The following is an 18,811-nucleotide window of genomic DNA, read 5'->3' as shown; positions in this document are numbered from 1 at the left end:
CACCTGCGGCCTTCTGTCCTCACCGCCGGTGGGATATAATCCCCAAGGTAAATTTCAGCACTAGAAAGCGAGACGCCCATGCGCCAAGGTTTCGACAACGACAAGTACATCGAGTTGCAGGCGGAGCATATCCGCGAGCGCATTGCCCAGTTCGGCGGCAAGTTGTACTTGGAGTTCGGCGGCAAGTTGTTCGACGACTACCACGCCTCCCGCGTGCTGCCAGGCTTCAAACCCGACACCAAGATTTCCATGCTGCGCTCCATGAAAGACGACGTGGAGATTGTCATTGCTATCAACGCCAATGACATCGAGCGCTCGAAGGTGCGCGGCGATCTGGGCATAACCTACGCCGAGGACGTGCTACGGCTGATGGACATCTTCCGCTCCATGGGCTTCATGATCGGCAGCGTGGTGATCACCCGCTACGCCAACCAGCCGGATGCCGACCTGTTCCGCAAACGGCTCACCGCCATGGGCATCACCAGCTACCTGCACTACCCCATCCCCGGCTACCCCAACGACATCAACTTCATTGTGAGCGACGAGGGCTTCGGCAAAAACGAATTCATCGAAACCACCCGCCCGCTGGTAGTGGTAACCGCCCCAGGCCCCGGCTCGGGCAAGATGGCCACCTGCCTTTCCCAGCTCTACCACGAGAACAAGCGGGGCGTGCAGGCGGGATACGCCAAGTACGAGACCTTCCCCATCTGGAACTTGTCGCTGTCGCATCCGGTGAACATCGCCTACGAAGCGGCCACGGCCGACCTGGACGACGACAACATCATCGACCCCTTCCATCTGGAAGCCTATGGCACCTCCACCGTGAACTACAACCGCGACGTGGAGATATTCCCGGTGCTGCGGGCCACCATGGAGCGCATCTCCGGCCAGTGTCCCTACCAGTCCCCCACCGACATGGGCGTGAACATGGCCGGCATGGCCATCTGCGACGACGAGGCCTGCCGCGATGCCGGCCGCAACGAAATCGTGCGCCGCTACTTCGCCACCGCCGAAGAGCTTAAGCGCACCGGCAACGGCGAAGCGGCGTTGGAGAAAATCGAGCGGCTAATGAACAAGGCGGCCATCACCCCCAACCTCTCCCCTGCCCGCTCGGCGGCGCTGCTGAAAGAGGAAACCACCGGCGCCCCCGCCGGCGCCATGGTGCTGCCGGACGGCCGCGTGGTAACCGGCAAAACCGGCAACCTGCTGGGAGCGGCCTCGGCCCTGCTGATGAACGCCCTCAAGGGAGTGGCCAACGTGGACGACGAGCTGCGGGTGATTTCCGACGAGGTGCTGGAGCCTATCTGCCACCTGAAGACAGCGCACCTGAAGAGCCGCAACCCGCGCCTGCACTCCGATGAAACGCTGCTGGCGCTTTCCATTTCCTCGGTGGACAACCCGCTGGCGGAAAAGCTCATCGACAACGCCGACAAGCTACGGGGCTGCGACGCCTACTTCTCGGTGATTATTTCCGCCGCCGATGAAAAGCTGTATCGCACGTTGGGCATCAACGTTTGCTGCGAGCCGAAATACGAGCAGCATCGCTTCTACCACAAGTAGAGAGCCGCCATCACCGTTGCCCGTTCAAGCCGCCCCGTCCGGGCGGCTTTCTTTTGCCCCAAAACAGCGCCGCCGCCCTACAGCGGCTTTTCGCGACCCGGTTCCACCGTCAGCAGAACGGGGCCGTCCTCGGTGATGGCGATGGTTTTCTCGAAGTGGGCCGACGGGCGCCCGTCCCGGGTGCACACCAGCCAGCCGTCCGGCATGGGGCGGGTTTTGTGGGTGCCCAGGTTGATCATGGGCTCGATGGCCAGCACCATGCCGGCGCACAACTCGATGCCGGTGCCGCGGCGGCCGTAATTGGGCACGTTGGGGGGCTCGTGCATGGCACGGCCCACACCGTGGCCCACGTACTCGCGCACCACCCCAAGCCCGTTGGCTTCTGCCAGCGATTGCACCGCGTGCCCGATGTCCCCCAGGCGGTTGCCGGACCGGGCAGCGGCGATGCCTTCCCACATACAGCGCTCCGTCACGTCCAGCAGCCGCTGCTTTTCCTCGTCTATGACGCCAATGGGGAAGGTCCAGGCGTTGTCCCCCACCCAACCGTCCACAATGGCCCCGGTGTCAACGGACAACACGTCCCCCTCCGCCAGCTTCACCGCCCGGGACGGAATGCCGTGCACTATCTGCTCGTTCACCGAGGCGCAGATGGATCCGGGGAAGCCGCCATAGCCCTTGAAAGCCGGCACTCCCCCTTCGCTGCGAATTACCTCTTCGGCCAACAGGTCCAGCTCCCACGTGCTCACGCCGGGCCTTGCCGCCCGTCCCACCTGGCGCAACGCCAAAGCGGAAACGCGCCCTGCTTCCTTCATGGCCTCAATCTCGCCAGGACTTTTCAAAATGGGCCACTCGCGACGCCTTCTCATGGCTGCTCTCCTTTTCGAAAACTCCATGCCGCCGCGCTATCGCCGCAAACGGCGGGCCACCTTATCGGTGGCGGCCATCACCAGCGACGCCTCGGGCCAGCGAGCGGCCACGGCCGGACCGAAGGTGACCACCAGCGCCAACAGGCCGCCGGCCAAGATAAACAGCAGCGACTTGCCGATGCTGCCGTCAAGCGGCCCCAGGAAAAACTGCAGCCCCGCCAGCACGGCCCAGCCCACAGCGGCGCCGACGGCCCCCAGCGCCAGGCCCCGCAGCGTGCTGAGGGCCAAAGGCCCGAAACGGAACTGCGCGTAATGATGTTTCAGGTACACGAACGCCGCCACATCCCCCAGCAGGTAAGACACGATGGTCACCGCCGCGATGGACTCAATGGTTACCGGATAGCCGTTTTGCACCCCCCACGCGGCCGCCAGGGTGAGCAACACCTGCACAACCACGGCAGCGAAATTGATCCACGAGAACAGCCCGATGCGGCGGATGCTGCTGAACACCTTGTTCAGGTAGCAGCTAAGGCCGTAGAAGGGCAGCGCCACCGCCATCACCGCCAGGTAGCTGGCAATCTGGCCGATGGCATCCTGAGTGAACGCCCCCACGTGGTACAGCGTCACCAGCGGGGTGGCGAACACGATAAGGTACATGGTCATGGGCACCATGAGGAATATCACCTGGCGGGCGCCGTCCATGATGCCCCGCACCACGCCGTCCACATCGTCTTCCGCCTGCATGTCGGCCAATTCGGTGAACATGGAAGTGGTAACCGGCACCACCAGAAACGAATACGGGAACGTGAACCACAGCCGCGCGTAAGCGATGACGGAAGGGCCGTTGTCGGCGAAGCAGTAGCTGGCGGCGTTCTGCACCGACACCGTAGCGAACGCGCACAACGTGATGAACAGGGCGCCCACTCCCAGCGACACCGTTTCCCGCAGGGCCGGGTCGCGCAAGTTGAGGCGCGGCCGCAACCGGATGCCCTGCTTCGCCAGCGCCGGCACCTGGATGGCCATCTGCACGAACACCCCCAAGGGATTGCCGATGGCGATGACGAAGAACGCCATCTGCTGGTTGTGCTGGGCCACGAAGGCGTAGGCCAAAAACGACGCAATGACGATGACGTTGTTGAACACCGGCGCGATGGACGACCAAAAATACTCGCGGTTGGCGTTCAGCAACCCCGAAACGATGGTGGAGGCGCCGTAAAACACTATCTGGATGGCAAAGAACTGGAAGAAGAACACCGCCAGCGCCATTTCCTGCTGGTCGGAGTAGAACGTTTGGGTGAAGATCACTTGCGCCGGGAAGATCATGCACAGCACGCTCACCGCTCCCAGCAAAAGCACCACGATGGTAAGCAGGTTGGAGGCATAATCGTTGCCGCGCCGCTCCCCCAGCTTCTTTTTCGTGGACACGTACACCGGCAAAAACGCGGTTACCAGCATGCCGCCCATCACCAGCTCGAACAGCATGTTGGGAAGGTTGTTGGCCACCTGGTAGGCGCTGGAGGTGAAGGTGGAGCCCAAGGCAAAGGCCATGGCCCAGGTGCGGCCGAAGCCGGTGATGCGGGAGATGATGACGCAGATGCTTATGAGGGCTGCCGAAGACGCCGCGCTCTTTTGGGCCGGGGCCTGGGCCTGCACGCCAGCCCCTGCCCGCTTCGCCGCCGCACCTCCGTAGCGCGACAGGCGCCGCAGCTGCGCCTCCTCTTCCTCCAGCAGCATCTGCCCTTGGGCCGCTTGCTCGAAACTCCAGGAAGGGTTGGTGCGGTCCAGCCCCGCATGGCCCCCCACCACTGGAATGAGCCCCGTTTTTCCGGGGGCAAATTCCTCATGGGAGGTTTTTTGAACCCCGGCATGCCGTCCGCGCGTAGCCGGGCGCTCCACCGAGGGATTCTCCGAGCAGGGCTCGGAGGCAGCCGGGCGAGCATGACGCGCTCGGGACAGCTTGTCTGCCATAGGGGAAACCTTTTCTTAATCGGATATAATTGCCCATGATACCAAACCCGAAAGGCCCCCTTCATGCACATACTCATCGTGCGGAATAATTCCAATTCCAAAGCCCTCGACGCCTCGCTTTTGCTGATGTCCTATCTCAACTCGGTGGGGGCCAGCACCTACATGGCCGACTCCTCAGACCTGGGCAACAGCCGGCGCCGGGCCCAAATCGCCCAGCAGCTGCCGGAACAGCTGCAACTGGCCTTCGTGCTGGGGGGCGACGGTACCGTGCTGCACACCGTACACCTGCTGGAGGGGCGGCTGTGTCCCATTCTGCCCATCAACTTCGGGCGCATGGGCTTTCTCACCAACGACGACGAGGACGGCATCATCCCGCTGGCGGCGTCTGCCCTGGCAGGCGAGCTGGGGGAAGACCGCCGCGCCCTTTTGCAGCTGGAGGTCACCTGCCAAGACGGCGGCCCCGAGCACAACGGCGCCGCCCAGGCCGACGACTACGGTGTGAACAGCGAAGGGCTGGAGGGAAAGACAGTCTTCACCGCCCTGAACGAAGCCTCCCTCACCCGGGGCGCCATGGGACGCATCATCGAGATATCCCTCGCAGTGAACGGCATCCCCGTGTTCAAAGAGCGGGGCGACGGCATCATCCTGTCCACCGCCACCGGCTCCACCGCCTACGCCCTTTCCAGCGGCGGGCCTTTGGTGTCGCCCCGCTACAGCGGGCTCCTGGCGGTGCCCATCGCCCCCCATACCCTGCGGGCGCGGGCCATTGTCACCGACCCCAACGACGTGTTGGAGGTTACCGCCCGGCAAACCGACGAATTCCGCGACATCGCACTGTTCATCGATGGGGAACTGGTGCTTCTGCCCGGCCCCGTGCAAACCGTCATCGCCTCCCGCGCCGATCAGTCGGTCACCTTGCTGCGCCCCCGCCCCGACACCTTCTACCAGGCCATCGCCCAAGACTTCTTCGCCTAAGCAATCGGCAACCGCTTTGCCGCATAAAAAAAGCGCCCCGCACAGGCGGGGCGCTTCTCCGATAAGGGAATCTGGCTTATTCGGCCGACTCGGTATAAGCACGGGTCACCGAGGAATCCACCGGAACACCAGGGCTCATGGTGGAAGAAGCGGTGATGGACTTCACGTACTTGCCCTTGGCAGCCGCAGGCTTCATGCGAAGAATCTCATCGTACACAGCGCCGTAGTTCTCGGCCAGCGCCTCGGGGGTGAAGCTCACCTTGCCGATAATCACGTGAGCGATGCCGTAACGGTCGGCGCGGTACTCAACGCGGCCGCCCTTCAGCTCTTTGATGGCCTTGGCCACATCGTTGGTCACGGTGCCCAGCTTGGGGTTGGGCATCAAGCCGCGAGGGCCCAGGATTTTGCCCAGACGGCCCACTTTGCCCATCTGGTCGGGAGTGGCAACGGCAGCGTCGAAGTTGAACTCGCCCTTCTGGATCTGCTCCATCAAGTCAGCGGTGCCCACGATGTCGGCGCCCGCCTCCTCGGCGACGCGAGCAGCCTCGCCCTCGGCGAACACGGCCACGCGCACTTCCTTGCCCGAACCGTTGGGCAGGCTCACGGTGCCGCGCAGCTGCTGATCCGCTTGACGGGTGTCGATGCCCAGACGGAAGTCGCAGGTGACTGTCTCATCAAAGTTGGCAGAGGAAATCTCCTGCACCAGCTTCATGGCCGCCAGCGGAGCCAGCGGAGCCTCGGGAATCTGGGCTTCTGCTGCCCGGTACTTCTTGGATTTCTTCATGACTATCAATTCCTTTCGTGGTAATGGCGAGCGCTTGCGCTCTTCCACTTGTCAAACGCTTGGACTTTCCAAGCGCTAAACACTTATTCTTCGATGGTCTTGCCCTGCAGCATCGCCGCCACCTTACGGGACGGAATGTACTTCTTCTTCATGGGACGACCCTCGATGCGCACGCCCATGGAACGGGCGGTACCGGCGATGATCTCCATGGCCGCCTCAACGCTGTTGGCGTTCAGGTCGGGCATCTTGGTCTCGGCGATCTTGCGCAGCTGGTCCTCGGTGAGGGTGCCCACCGCCTGGATCTGCGGGATGCCGGAGCCGGAACTGATGTTCAGGGCTTCCTTGATCAGCACAGCGGCCGGAGGGGTCTTGCACACGAAGGTGAAAGAACGATCCTCGTAGATGGTAATTTCAACAGGGATAACCGTACCCGCCTGATCTGCCGTCTGGGCGTTGAACGCCTGGCAGAACTGCATGATGTTGACGCCCTTGGCACCCAGCGCGGGGCCTACCGGGGGGGCCGGGTTGGCTGCGCCAGCAGGGATCTGCAGTTTGACGAAGCCGGTGACCTTCTTGTCAGCCATAGCTTGACTACCTTTCAAATAAACCGTTTACATTCCCTTATCACAAAGCCCTTTTCGCCTTGGCGAGAAGCCCCGAGTCCACACGGGCACCAAGAAGGGCACGTGAACGCTTAGATGCGCGTCACCTGGTTGAAGCCAAGCTCCACCGGGGTTTCGCGCCCAAAAATTGACACCATAACCTTAACCTTGCCGGCTTCGGGCGACACTTCGGCCACCACGCCGTCGAACTCGGCCAAGGGGCCGGAAACCACCTTCACCGACTGCCCCACTTCCAGGGTAGTGGAAGTCTTCTTGGGGGCCTCGTGGTTGGTACGGCGCATGATCTTGTTGTATTCGTCGCGAGTGAGCGGAGAGGGGTTGCCCTGGGTTCCCACGAACCCGGTTACGCCCTCGGTGTTGCGCACCGCCGCCCAGCTGCGATCGTCCAGCTCCATGCGCACCAGCACATAGCCGGGGAACACCTTCTTCTCCGCCTCAACGCGACGGCCGCCATCCTTGATCTCCGTAACCATTTCGGTGGGAATCTCGATAGCGAAGATGTTGTTCTCCAGACCCAGCGCCTCGATGCGCATTTCCAGGTTCTTCTTCACCTTGTTCTCGTAGCCGGAATAGGTGTGAAGCACATACCATTTCTTAGCCATTGTGAACCTACAATCCGGAAATACCGACCAGCACCGGGGTGATGATCAGGTTGTCCAAGACGGCAACGAAGATACCGAAGAAAAGAAGGGCAACGATGACGACGCCGCTCCAGCGCAGAACGTCAACGCGGGTGGGCCACGTGACGCGCTTCATTTCCGCTTTCACGTCGCGCAGGAATTGGAAGCGCTTCTTAGCGGGCTTTTCGTCCGCTTTCTTAGCAGGCTTCTTGGCCGCCTCGTCATCGGAATCGGCAGCATCCGATTTCTTGAAAAGAGACTTTTTCGGCTTCTCCTCGGCTTCAACTACCTCGGCAACCGGCTGATCGCCGATCTCCTCACGAGTAGCCTTGCGCTGCTGCCGGGCAGCAGAGGCTTTAGCGCGTTGGGTCTTGGATTTTTTTGCCATGGTCTTCCTTAAATGTTTTATGTCTTAACGCCAAACAAGCAGCCACACGGCTGCTCGTCAAACAAGCTGGCAGGCCAGGAAGGACTCGAACCCTCAACTTGCGGTTTTGGAGACCGCTGCTCTACCAATTGAACTACTGGCCTATGCCTGTTTATGAATCACTCGAACCTAGCGGGTCTCGCGATGCACCGTGTGGTGACGGCACCACTTGCAGTACTTCTTAAGCTCCATACGGTCCGGATGGGTCTGCTTGTTCTTTTTGGTCGTGTAGTTGCGGCGCTTGCACTCGGTGCAGGCCAGGGTGACCAAAGTACGCATGAATACTCCTTTATGCCAATAGGGTAAGACAGTTCCTTTTCATACACATGAAGAGAGCTGCCATGAAAAGGGAGCCCGCCTGTGGGGCAGGCTCCCTAGAAGGCAATCACCAGTTAATTTACTTGATGATCTTGGTAACGCGGCCAGAGCCAACGGTACGGCCACCCTCGCGGATAGCGAACTTCAGGCCCTCTTCCATGGCGATCGGGTGAATCAGCTCGCCAGTGATGGTCACGTTGTCGCCAGGCATAACCATTTCGGTGCCCTCGGGCAGGTGGGCAACACCGGTGATGTCGGTGGTGCGGAAGTAGAACTGCGGACGATAGCCATCGAAGAACGGGGTGTGACGGCCGCCCTCTTCCTTGGTCAGGATGTAAACCTGGCCCTCGAACTCAGTGTGCGGGTTCACGCTACCGGGCTTGCAGAGAACCTGGCCGCGCTCGATGTCCTCGCGCTTGATGCCGCGCAGCAGGCAGCCGATGTTGTCGCCAGCCTCGGCCTCGTCCAGCAGCTTGCGGAACATCTCGATGCCGGTGCAGGTGGTCTTCTGGGTTTCCTTGATGCCCACGATCTCCAGCGGATCGTTCAGGTGCAGCACACCGCGCTCCACACGACCGGTGGCAACGGTGCCGCGGCCGGTAATGGTCATGGTGTCCTCCACAGCCATCAGAAACGGCTTGTCCACGTCGCGCTCGGGGGTGGGGATGTAGCTGTCCACGGCGTCCATGAGCTCCCAGATCTTCTCCTGCCACTCCTTGTCGCCCTCCAGGGCCTTCAGAGCGGAGCCACGGATAATCGGGGTGTCGTCGCCCGGGAACTCGTAGCTGTCCAGCAGCTCGCGAACTTCCATCTCAACCAGCTCGATGAGCTCCTCGTCGTCCACCATGTCGCACTTGTTCAGGAACACCACGATGTAGGGGACCCCCACCTGGCGGGCCAGCAGGATGTGCTCGCGGGTCTGAGCCATGGGGCCGTCGGTGGCGGCGATAACCAGGATGGCGCCGTCCATCTGAGCAGCACCGGTGATCATGTTCTTCACGTAGTCGGCATGGCCGGGGCAGTCAACATGAGCGTAGTGACGGGTGTCGGTCTGGTACTCGATGTGAGCGATGGAGATGGTAATGCCGCGCTCGCGCTCTTCGGGAGCCTTGTCGATCTGATCGAAGGCGGTAAAGTCAGCAGTAGCGGTGCCGTGAGAGCCGTCGTTCTCAGACAGGGTCTTGGAGATGGCGGCGGTCAGGGTGGTTTTGCCGTGGTCAACGTGTCCGATCGTACCGATGTTTACATGCGGCTTCGAGCGTTCGAACTTCTCCTTGGCCATGTTTCATCCTCCTTAGAATGAATTCACAACTTAAAAAAACAAACAAAATAAATGCGCCCACGAAGGACGCTTGAATTGGTATGGTAGCGGTGACTGGATTTGAACCAGTGACGCCACGGGTATGAACCGTGTGCTCTGACCAACTGAGCTACACCGCCATCTTTAAGGCTCCTATGCGCACCGATTGCCGCGTCAGGCTTCGCCACTCACTCGGTCACAGCGCGAAGGCTGCTCCCTCGTTCGCGGCTTCGCCTTCCTTGCATTCGGCACACCTGGAAACCTTAAAGGCCCGATGCAACCGAACAGCAATCGCTTGCGGAAGCATTAAAAATAAATGGAGCCTGCGACCGGACTTGAACCGGTGACCTCTTCGTTACCAACGAAGTGCTCTACCGACTGAGCTACACAGGCATGAGGCGAAGCAGATTAAAAAGCTTCAAAGATGAAATGGTGGGCGCGCTAGGATTCGAACCTAGGTAGGCAGAGCCAACGGGTTTACAGCCCGTCCCCTTTAACCACTCGGGCACACGCCCATTTCGGCAATGAAATTCATGTGTACTTTTCAAGCTGCCGCTCAAATTCCCCAGGCGGGGTAAGTGAGCGAAAGAATAATACGCTACCCCCAAAACGCTGTCAACACCCGACACGCCACCGGGCGTATCTTATCCACAATTCCCATATCAACGGTTTTCAACGGCAGGTCAACGGCGTATATGGCGGTTTTCGAGCCCGCTTTTCCTGCTTATATATATGTATAGGCGCTGGCGGCGAGGAGTTTGGCGAGCCCCTAATCACTGAATTACCAAAAACCTGATTTTAATAAGGAGTAATATATGTAGGCATCGCGGACAAGCTGTGAAGGCCTCGGGGCCGTGATAGGATGATACGCAGTTTGCATACACACTCCGTGCTCGAACAGAAAAGGATCTTCGTTTAATGAGAGAGCATCAAACCTTACTCAGCAGGCGCGCGTTCGTAGGGGGCAGTGCCGCCATCTTCGGCACCGCCATCCTCTTCTCCCCTGCCGTGGCTTTCGCCACGCCCTCCGCTTCCGACAAAAAGGCAGAAGCGGAAGCCGCCGCGGCGGCGGCGGCCAGCAAGAAGGCCGAGGCCCAGGACGCCTTGGTGCAGCTGGACGCCCTGCGCGACGAAAGCGATAAGGCGGCCGCCGATTTCGTGGAAGCCCAAATGGCCCAAGAGACGGCCCAGACCGCCATGGACAATTGCGCCAACCGCATTGAGGAGATTTCCGGCGAAATAGCCACCGTGCAGGGGCAACTGGGCGACCGCGCCCGCTCCATGTACCGCTCCGGCAGCCTCACCTTCCTCGATCTTCTGCTGGGGGCCACCAGTTTCAGCGCCTTCACCCAGAACTGGGATTTGCTGAACCAGATGAACGAGAACGACGCCAAACTGGTGCAGCAGACCAAAGACCTCAAAGCCGAGGCTGAAGCCCAGCACGAGGAATTTGCGAAGCAAGAGGAAATCGCTGCCCAGAAAGCGGCCGAAGCAGAAGAGAACAGCAAGAAGGCCGACGCCGCCGCCGCTGCCATGCAGCAGGTATATGACGGCCTGAGCGCCGAGGTATCCGATCTGCTTGCACAAGAAGAAGCTGCTCGCGAAGAAGCCGATCGCTTGGCCCACGAGGAGGAAGTGGCCCGCATGCAGTGGGAGGCCGAAGAGCAACGGCGCCGCGAAGAGCAGCAGGCGTCCCAGAACAATTCCAACAACTCGAATTCCGGCAACTCCAGCAATTCCGGAAGCAGCGGCTCCAACTCCGGCAATTCCGGCTCTTCCAACAGCGGCGGCAACCCTTCCGGCGGTTCCAACTCTGGCGGCTCCAGTTCCTCCGGCGGATCCAACTCTTCTAGCGGCAGCTCCTCTGGCGGCAGCAGCTCTGGCGGCTCCTCCGGCGGCAGCTACGCCGGCGATAAATATCCCAGTCCGGGCCAGGCGGCCGTCAACCGCGCACAGGCGGAAATCGGCAAACCCTACGTGAGGGCCGGCGTGGGCCCCGACAGCTACGACTGCTCCGGCCTGGTGAGCTACTGCATCACCGGCAAGCATCAGCGCGTGGGCACCACCTACACCTTCATCGGTTGGCCCCGTGTATCCAACCCGGTACCGGGTGACATCTGCACCAACTCCACCCACTGCGGCATCTACATCGGCGGCGGCAACATGATTCACGCGCCGCAACCGGGCCAGAACGTGAAAGTGGGCGGCGTGCAGTACCACAAGGGCATGTTCTTTGTACGCCCCCCATGGTGATAACCCGCACCATCCACGGCTTTCCGACGGCTCGCCCTCACGGCGGGCCGTTTTCCGTTGCAGCCCAAGGCCAGACCCTAGAGAAACCCTTTCCCTGTTAAAAGTTTCTGAACATCCTGTAGGCACGGTTCCTCTTTCCCCTTTTGGCAAGTAATATAGGCAAACCGCGCCAACAGCCGCCTGCGCGGGGGCTTTCCGGTGCTACCATTACCAACAAGTTTGCTAATCACACCACACGCTCGAACAGAAAAGGTTTTCCTCATGAGAGAGCAACAAACGCAGCTCAGCAGACGGGCCTTCATCGGGGGCACTGCGGCCATATTCGGTACCGCTATCCTGTTCTCCCCCACCGCCGCTTTTGGCGAACCCACCTCTGCCGACAAGAAGAAAGAAGCCGAAGAAGCCGCCGCAGCGGCCGCGTCGAAGCAAGCCGAAGCCAACGAGGCCATGGTGCAGCTCACCGCCCTGGCCCAAGAAGCCGACAAAGCATCGGCCGACTATTTCACCGCATTGGATGAGCAGCAAGCGGCTCAGGACCGCATGGATGCCTGCCAGGCGCGCATCGAAGAGATTTCCGGCGAACTGGCCGCCCTTCAAGAGCGGCTTGGGGATCGCGCCCGCTCCATGTACCGCTCCGGCAGCCTCACCTTCCTCGACCTGCTGCTCGGGGCCACCAGCTTTAGCGCTTTTACCCAGAACTGGGATTTGCTGAACAAAATGAACCAGCAAGATGCCGACACCGTGCAGCAGACCAAAGACCTCAAAGCCGAGGCGGAGGCCCAGCACGAAGAGCTCATCAAGCAAGAGCAGATTGCCGAGGAAAAAGCGGAGGAGTGCGAGCGCATCGCGCAGCAGGCCCAGGCGGCTCAAGACGCCCAAGAAGCCATCTACAACAGTCTGAGCGCCGAGGTTTCCCAACTCCTGGCCCAACAGCAGGCAGCCCAGGAGGAAGCGGAACGTTTGGCCGCGGAAGAGGAGCTAGAGCGGCAGCGGCGCGAAGCGGAAGAAGAGCGCCGGCGCCAGCAGGAAGCCGAGCGAGCGGCCCAAGCGGCCGAGGAAGCCAAGAAAACTTACGGCGGCGACGATTTGCCCGCCGCCAGCAACAGCGTGGTGGCGCGCGCCTACGCCGAGATGGGCAAGCCCTACGTATGGGGCGCCACCGGCCCCAACAGCTACGACTGCTCCGGGCTCGTGGGCTATGCCCTCACCGGGCACCACAGCCGCATTGGCACCACTTATACCTTCATGGGCTGGCCCCGGGTTTCCAACCCGCAACCGGGTGACGTGGTTACCAACAGCTACCATTGCGGCATCTACATCGGCGGGGGCCAGATGGTGCACGCACCACAACGCGGTGACGTGGTAAAGGTGGGGTCGGTGTTCCGCGACATGATTTACGTGCGCTACCGCGGCTAAGAGCCCGCGCGCAAGAACCATAAAGAAGGGGCGGCTCCGCGGGGCCGCCCCTTCTCATTTCCCTGGTCGAACAATCGCTAGCGGGCCTCGTCATGCAGCGGCCCTATGGCAGCCATCACCGCATCGCGCACCGCGTCCAGCCCTTCGGGGGTTTCCACCCACTGATGAGTAATCACCCCGCAGGGAAGCTGGAACTTGCAGGCCTCCAAAGCGGTGGCCACATCCTTCGGCCCCGCCTGCATCCATCCGTACGAGCCAAACGGAATACCCACGCGCCCCTCTGGCGCCAACCCCTTCATGTAGCACAAAAATGCCGCCACCGTCGGCATCATCTGCTTGTTCAGCGTAGGGGAACCCACCGCGACGTAGCGGGCCGAAAGCACCTCAGTCATGATGTCGGACATGTGATTCGCCTTCAAATCGAACAGCCGCGCGGGAATTCCCATCTCCATGAAAGCCTCGGTGATGGCGCGGGCCATGGCCTCGGTGGTGTGCCACATGCTGTCGTAAATCACCAGCGCGTATTCTTCCGCCTCCCCCGAGCACCACAGGGCGTATTTCTCCAGCACGTCCTTCACATGGCTGCGCCAAATTACCCCGTGCGAAGGGGCAATCATGTCGAATTCAAGCCCTGCAAGCCCGTCTAGCGCCGCCCGCACGTTCTTGCCGTAGGGCATCACGATATTGGCGTAGTACTTCTTCGCCTGGGCCATCACCTCCGGCAGCCCCACCTCATCGTCGAAGCGCTTGGAAGAGGCGAAGTGCTGTCCGAAGGCGTCGTTTGAGAACAGCACCTTGTCGTAGGCGGAATAGGTAACCATGTTGTCGGGCCAATGCACCATGGGGGTGTGCACGAACTGCAGCGTGCGTTTGCCAATGGAAAGGGTGTCGCCCGATTTCACTGGCAAGAAGTTAAAGTTCTCGCCGTAATGGGCTGAAAGCCCCCTCAGCCCCTGAGGGCCGCTGCACACGATTTGGGCGTTGGGGCACGCCTTGGCCACCACTGGCAGCGCGCCGGAGTGGTCCATTTCCACATGGTTGGCGATGATGTAGCTGATTTCCGCCGGGTCAATGATGGTGCGGATACGTTCCATCATTTCCTGCGCGAACTCCCCTTTGCAAGTGTCCACCAGAGTTGTCTTTTCGTCCAAAATCAAATAGGCATTATAGGTAGACCCACGCTCGGTGGTGTATCCGTGAAAGTTGCGCTCATTCCAATCAATTCCCCCAACCCACCAAACGTCTGGCTTCACCTCGGCAGCTCGCAACATGGCCATCATCCTTCCTCATCTTCACTCCAACGTTTCTTCGCAGCATATTACCCTGGCGCCGCTTTCTAGCATAGGAGGCCCATCTTGTTACCCAATCTTCCCCAAAGCTCATAAAAAAGGCCGCGATGCGCATCGCGGCCTTCGAGGAGCATGCCTGAACCTTACACGTCGGCGTCCATGTAGGTATCGAACTCGTGCAGCACTTCTTCGCTGGGCTCTTTCGTCAGCAGCGACACCACCACGATTACCAGCAGCGACACCAAGAAGCCAGGCGCCAGCTCGTAGATGGCGAACCAGCCGCCCAGAGGGGCGATGAGGTTCTTCCACGCCACCACGGTAAGTGCGCCGGCAACCATACCGGCAGCCGCCCCTTGCATGGTGGTACGGCGCCAGTACAGCGATAGCAGCATCAGCGGGCCGAACGAGGCGCCGAAGCCGGCCCACGCATAGGACACGATGTTGAATATGGAAGAGTTTTGGTCCAGGGAGATGAAAATGCCGAACAGTAGCACGCACACCAACGTGATGCGGGCCACAATCATCACCTCACGGTCGGTGGCGTTGCGGCGGAACAGGCCCTTGTAGATGTTGTTGGCCACCGCGGAACCGGAAATCAGCAGGTACGAAGAAGAAGAGCTCATGGCCGCCGCAAAGATGCCGGAAACCACCAGGCCGCAGAAGAACGAGGGCAGAAGCATCTGGGACAGCACGATGAACACGCTCTCCGCCGCCGCTTGAGTGGCGAAGGCGGTGGGGATGACGGCGCGGCCAATGAGGCCGATGCACACCGCGCTGGAAAGGGACACGAACAGCCAGATCATGGCGATGATACGGGACTTCTTGATATCGCTGGAGTGGCGCACCGACATGAAGCGAATCAGCACCTGGGGCATGCCGAAGTAGCCGAGGCCCCACACCAGGCCGCTCACGATGGTGATGAGCCCGTAAGTGCCCGCGGGCCCGAACAGAGGCTCGTTGCCCTCCATTATCTGGTTGCCCAGCTCGTCGGTGACGGGGGCGGCAATCTCGGTGCCCGACAGGAACCCGGGAATGCTCTGCAAGAACTGCACGGTGTTCTCCACGCCGCCGGCCGCCGTCACCGACCCAATAAACACTGTGGCCAAGGCGAAGAACATGATGGCGCCCTGAATGAGGTCGGTAGTGCACACCGACAGGTAACCGCCCATGAAGGTGTACAAGAACACGATGAGGGCTCCCAGTACCATCATGGTGGTGTAATCCCAGCCGAACAGCGTTGCGAACAGCTTGCCGCAGGTAACGAAGCAGCTGCCGGTGTAGATGCAGAAGAACACCAGGATGATGATGGCGGCCATGGTCATCAAGATGTGCTTCTTATCATGGAAGCGGTTCGAGAAGAAATCGGGCACCGTGATGGAGTTGTTTGCCACCTCCGAATACTTCCGCAGCCGCTTCGCCACGAACTTCCAGTTGAGGTAGGTGCCGATGAACAAGCCGATGGCCGTCCACATGGCATCGGATGCGCCGGTGAAATAGGCCACGCCGGGAAGCCCCATCAGTAGCCAGCCGGACATGTCGGAGGCCTCGGCGGAAAGCGCCGTCAACCACGGCCCCAGGCCGCGGCCGCCAAGGAAGTACTCTTCCGACGAGGAGTTGGAACGCTTGGTATAAATGAAGCCAATTACCACCACTACCACGAAGTAGAGCAGCATGGCCAGCATCACCAGCCAGTCGTTGTTGATCATGTGACGCCTTTCCGGAAACCTGGGACCCACCTCCGCCCGCGCAGCGCGCCGCCGCCAGTCAGAGCCAAAGCCCCCTTTTCTCTTCAATTCATCGATTATAGGGGTGATTTGCGCTATGCTCATGTACTCCAGGGCAATAAAGCGCCTGTCGCGGCGAAAGGACGAACATGGCTCGCTACAACAGCTTCACCTCTGAGGAGATTTCGGCCGAATTGGCCGCAGTGAACGCGGCTTACCAGGGCTTCAAAGCGAAGGGCCTGAAGCTGAACATGGCCCGCGGGAAGCCCTCGGCCGAGCAACTGGACCTTTCGCGCCCCATGCTGGATGTACTGGGCGAAGAGGCCAGCCTCACCAGCAGCGACGGCACCGATTGCGCCAACTACGGCGGTCTGAGCGGCATCCCCGAGGCCAAGCAGCTGCTCGCCCGCCTGCTCGACGACGATCCGGAGAACATCATCGCCGGCGGCAGCTCCAGCCTCACCCTGATGTTCGACGCCATTGCGCGACTGTGGACCTTCGGCACTGAGGGCAATGCCCCCTGGGGCACGTTGGAGCGCGTGAAATGGCTGTGCCCCTCCCCTGGCTACGACCGCCACTTCGCCATTTGTGAAACCTTCGGCATGGAGCTCATTCCCGTTCCCCTCACCGACGAGGGCCCCGATATGGACATGGTGGAACAGCTGGCTGCGGCCGACCCCTCCATCAAGGGCATTTGGTGCGTGCCCCAGTACTCCAACCCCACCGGCATCGTGTACAGCAGCCAGGTGGTGAACCGGCTGGCATCCATGGCCTGCGCCGCTCCCGACTTCCGCATTTTCTGGGACAACGCCTACAGCGTGCATCACCTGTATCCCCAGCATCCGGTACAGGTTGCCGACATCGCTGCCGCATGCGTCGCTGCCGGCAATCCCAATCGCTATTTGAAGTTCGCCTCCACGTCGAAAATCACTTTCCCCGGCGCAGGCATCTCTGGCCTGGCCGCCAGCCCCTCCAACATTCAGGAGGCTCTGAAGGTGATGGGCATCCAAATGGTGGGACCCGACAAGCTGAACCAACTGCGTCACGGGCGGTTCCTCTCCACCGACGAGGCGCTTCAAAACCACATGGCCTCCCATGGCAAACTGTTGGCCCCCAAGTTCCAACTGGTGGACCGCAAGTTGTCCGAGGGACTGAAAGGCACGGTGGAGTGCAGCTGGTCTTCGCCTCAAGGCGGTTACTTCATTTCCTTTGAAGCGCCCGCCGGAACCGCAAAGCGCATCGTTGCACTGGCGAAAGACGCCGGCGTTCAGCTTACCGGAGCCGGAGCCACCTGGCCCTACGGCCAAGACCCGAAGGATTCCAATATTCGCATCGCCCCTTCCATGCCGCCACTGGACGAACTGGACCAGGCGATGGACGTGTTCGTAACCTGCGTCAAGCTGGCAGCATTGGAGCAATTAGCCGAGTAGGGCACCACCGCCCGTCCCGATGAAGCATTTGCGTCCAGCGCATGGGCGCAGACGCCGCGCGCCCTCCCAGTCCCCATCCCCGCACCCGACGGTTCACGGTGCATTTACCCCGTATCTGCATGCAAGTAAATCATTGTTGAAAAAAATCCCTGCGTCAGTACAATACGGCTTGAAGACAGAGAACTTCTGTCCTTCAGTTCGCAATGGGCGGGATATCGAAATTGCGCACTGGGCACCACCACGGGCCTCGCTTCAAGCCGGCCCCCTGCTCGATCCCCTCCTCGCGCCATCGAAGGACAATGCCGCGGAAGGAGGCGATATGAGCGATTCCCATTTCAAGATTGGCTCCGAAAAACCTTTGCTCCATGAGGCTGGCGCTGACGCCCCGCCTCTCCAGGGCCGCGCCCTCATCTCGCGCGACATGCACGTCCTGGCGGCGGCTCACCAGTTGCCCGTCCACAATGCCAAACTTCTCGATCTCTTGGCCATTGCCCGCACATACGAAGAGGAGCTGCTGCTCTTCAATCCAAAACCGCCCGAGGAGTTCGCCAAACTGAAGCACCTGGCTACCGAAGTGGCCGATTACGCCTGCCGCGACAATTCCTCCCTCACCCTATCGCACCGCCTTTTCCTCTTGGCAGATTCGGGGCTAGAGTCCGATAAACTTGCCCGCCAGGCCAATGGCGGCCTGCGCAGCTCCGACTACGGCACCGACCTGGGAACCTATACGGTGGCGCGAAAGCTCAGCGACGATGAAGCCCGCGCCGTCTTAGAGGAATACCTCGATCGCGCCCCCAGCCCAGGCGAGTGGCGGCACTTCTGGGCCATGGTGGGGCTGGCCGCCTGGTGCAGCTACGCGTGGTGCATCATGGAGGTAACTCGGAATCAACGGCCTGTTCCAGCTCGAAAGCAGTGCCATCAGCTGGCCGAATCCCATCTGACCAAAGCTCTCGGCCTTTATGGAGAAGACTGACGGCACACCAGGCTGCCGCCCAAAACAAAAAAGCCCCTTGAAGGGGGCATTCGGTGCAAGAGCGAAGAACTGGCAGCGCGGTCGCATTGGCAACCGCAGACGGGGCTGAGCCCGGGGCTTCCAGGCGCTACGCCGCCGGCTCATTGAGGCCGCCCCCTAAAAAGCCAGGAAGGGCCCCGGAGGGCCCTCCCCGAACGCAAAAAAGCATCCCCTGCGAGCAGAACGCCCTATCCTCCCACGGCCTGGCGCCGCAGTACTTTCGGCGAAGAGGGGCTTAACTGCCGA

15 protein-coding genes, 4 tRNA genes and 1 pseudogene are annotated in these 18,811 nt (G+C 60.9%); 6 read left to right on the top strand and 14 right to left on the bottom strand.

Annotated features, from left to right (window positions below; genetic code table 11):
* Positions 1-78: 78 nt before the first annotated feature.
* On the top strand, positions 79-1,560 hold the full coding sequence (locus tag DMP11_RS06935) for a DUF1846 domain-containing protein (protein WP_123185782.1): 1,482 nt from the start codon (positions 79-81) through the stop codon (positions 1,558-1,560).
* A gap of 77 nt (positions 1,561-1,637) precedes the next feature.
* Here DMP11_RS06935 and map read toward each other — a convergent pair whose 3' ends face one another.
* Positions 1,638-2,426: a type I methionyl aminopeptidase gene (gene map, locus DMP11_RS06930; protein WP_123185781.1), complete on the bottom strand. Its 789-nt coding sequence runs from the start codon at positions 2,424-2,426 to the stop codon at positions 1,638-1,640.
* A 36-nt stretch (positions 2,427-2,462) separates the two neighbouring features.
* Entirely contained in the window at positions 2,463-4,394 is a 1,932-nt protein-coding gene (gene murJ, locus DMP11_RS06925; protein WP_123185780.1) for a murein biosynthesis integral membrane protein MurJ, read from the bottom strand.
* Between the two features lie 63 nt (positions 4,395-4,457).
* Between murJ and DMP11_RS06920 the strand changes: the two genes are divergently transcribed.
* Complete coding sequence (locus DMP11_RS06920) at positions 4,458-5,369, top strand: NAD(+)/NADH kinase (protein ID WP_123185779.1); 912 nt, start codon at positions 4,458-4,460, stop codon at positions 5,367-5,369.
* Positions 5,370-5,445: 76 nt separating this feature from the next.
* Here DMP11_RS06920 and rplA read toward each other — a convergent pair whose 3' ends face one another.
* From rplA to DMP11_RS06870, 10 genes and pseudogenes are all read right to left on the bottom strand, one after another.
* Complete coding sequence (rplA, locus tag DMP11_RS06915; RefSeq protein ID WP_123185778.1) at positions 5,446-6,153, bottom strand: 50S ribosomal protein L1; 708 nt, start codon at positions 6,151-6,153, stop codon at positions 5,446-5,448.
* A 164-nt stretch (positions 6,154-6,317) separates the two neighbouring features.
* Positions 6,318-6,737, bottom strand: a pseudogene (gene rplK, locus DMP11_RS06910) (50S ribosomal protein L11); the annotation flags it as partial.
* 110 nt (positions 6,738-6,847) lie between these two features.
* Positions 6,848-7,378, bottom strand: a complete 531-nt coding sequence (nusG, locus tag DMP11_RS06905; RefSeq protein WP_123185776.1) for a transcription termination/antitermination protein NusG — start codon at positions 7,376-7,378, stop codon at positions 6,848-6,850.
* Positions 7,379-7,385: 7 nt separating this feature from the next.
* A complete protein-coding gene (gene secE, locus DMP11_RS06900; protein WP_123185775.1) occupies positions 7,386-7,784 on the bottom strand; it encodes a preprotein translocase subunit SecE in 399 nt (132 codons plus the stop codon).
* Between the two features lie 67 nt (positions 7,785-7,851).
* A tRNA-Trp gene (locus tag DMP11_RS06895) sits at positions 7,852-7,927 on the bottom strand.
* 25 nt (positions 7,928-7,952) lie between these two features.
* Complete coding sequence (rpmG, locus tag DMP11_RS06890; RefSeq protein WP_123185774.1) at positions 7,953-8,102, bottom strand: 50S ribosomal protein L33; 150 nt, start codon at positions 8,100-8,102, stop codon at positions 7,953-7,955.
* A gap of 118 nt (positions 8,103-8,220) precedes the next feature.
* A complete protein-coding gene (tuf, locus tag DMP11_RS06885; protein ID WP_123185773.1) occupies positions 8,221-9,423 on the bottom strand; it encodes an elongation factor Tu in 1,203 nt (400 codons plus the stop codon).
* An 81-nt stretch (positions 9,424-9,504) separates the two neighbouring features.
* Positions 9,505-9,581, bottom strand: a tRNA-Met gene (locus DMP11_RS06880).
* 177 nt (positions 9,582-9,758) lie between these two features.
* Positions 9,759-9,834 (bottom strand) — tRNA-Thr (locus tag DMP11_RS06875).
* Positions 9,835-9,871: 37 nt separating this feature from the next.
* Positions 9,872-9,956: transfer RNA gene (locus tag DMP11_RS06870), tRNA-Tyr, on the bottom strand.
* A gap of 403 nt (positions 9,957-10,359) precedes the next feature.
* Between DMP11_RS06870 and DMP11_RS10405 the strand changes: the two genes are divergently transcribed.
* Both DMP11_RS10405 and DMP11_RS06860 read left to right on the top strand, forming a co-directional pair.
* Entirely contained in the window at positions 10,360-11,694 is a 1,335-nt protein-coding gene (locus DMP11_RS10405; protein ID WP_214646949.1) for a coiled-coil domain-containing protein, read from the top strand.
* 261 nt (positions 11,695-11,955) lie between these two features.
* A complete protein-coding gene (locus DMP11_RS06860) occupies positions 11,956-13,110 on the top strand; it encodes a coiled-coil domain-containing protein (protein ID WP_123185772.1) in 1,155 nt (384 codons plus the stop codon).
* Between the two features lie 77 nt (positions 13,111-13,187).
* Here the strand turns inward: DMP11_RS06860 and DMP11_RS06855 are convergent, their stop codons facing one another.
* Together DMP11_RS06855 and putP are read right to left on the bottom strand one after the other, a co-directional pair.
* Positions 13,188-14,381 (bottom strand): FprA family A-type flavoprotein, encoded by a 1,194-nt coding sequence (locus tag DMP11_RS06855; RefSeq protein WP_123185821.1) that lies wholly within the window; start codon positions 14,379-14,381, stop codon positions 13,188-13,190.
* A gap of 161 nt (positions 14,382-14,542) precedes the next feature.
* On the bottom strand, positions 14,543-16,105 hold the full coding sequence (gene putP, locus DMP11_RS06850; RefSeq protein ID WP_123185771.1) for a sodium/proline symporter PutP: 1,563 nt from the start codon (positions 16,103-16,105) through the stop codon (positions 14,543-14,545).
* A 167-nt stretch (positions 16,106-16,272) separates the two neighbouring features.
* Between putP and DMP11_RS06845 the strand changes: the two genes are divergently transcribed.
* Both DMP11_RS06845 and DMP11_RS06840 read left to right on the top strand, forming a co-directional pair.
* Positions 16,273-17,553, top strand: a complete 1,281-nt coding sequence (locus DMP11_RS06845) for an aspartate aminotransferase type Ic (protein WP_123185770.1) — start codon at positions 16,273-16,275, stop codon at positions 17,551-17,553.
* A gap of 319 nt (positions 17,554-17,872) precedes the next feature.
* On the top strand, positions 17,873-18,526 hold the full coding sequence (locus DMP11_RS06840; protein WP_123185769.1) for a hypothetical protein: 654 nt from the start codon (positions 17,873-17,875) through the stop codon (positions 18,524-18,526).
* Positions 18,527-18,811: the final 285 nt, after the last annotated feature.

It is taken from the genome of Parvibacter caecicola (assembly GCF_003725335.1).
Classification (GTDB): domain Bacteria; phylum Actinomycetota; class Coriobacteriia; order Coriobacteriales; family Eggerthellaceae; genus Parvibacter; species Parvibacter caecicola.
This window is presented reverse-complemented; position numbering and strand designations above follow the sequence as displayed.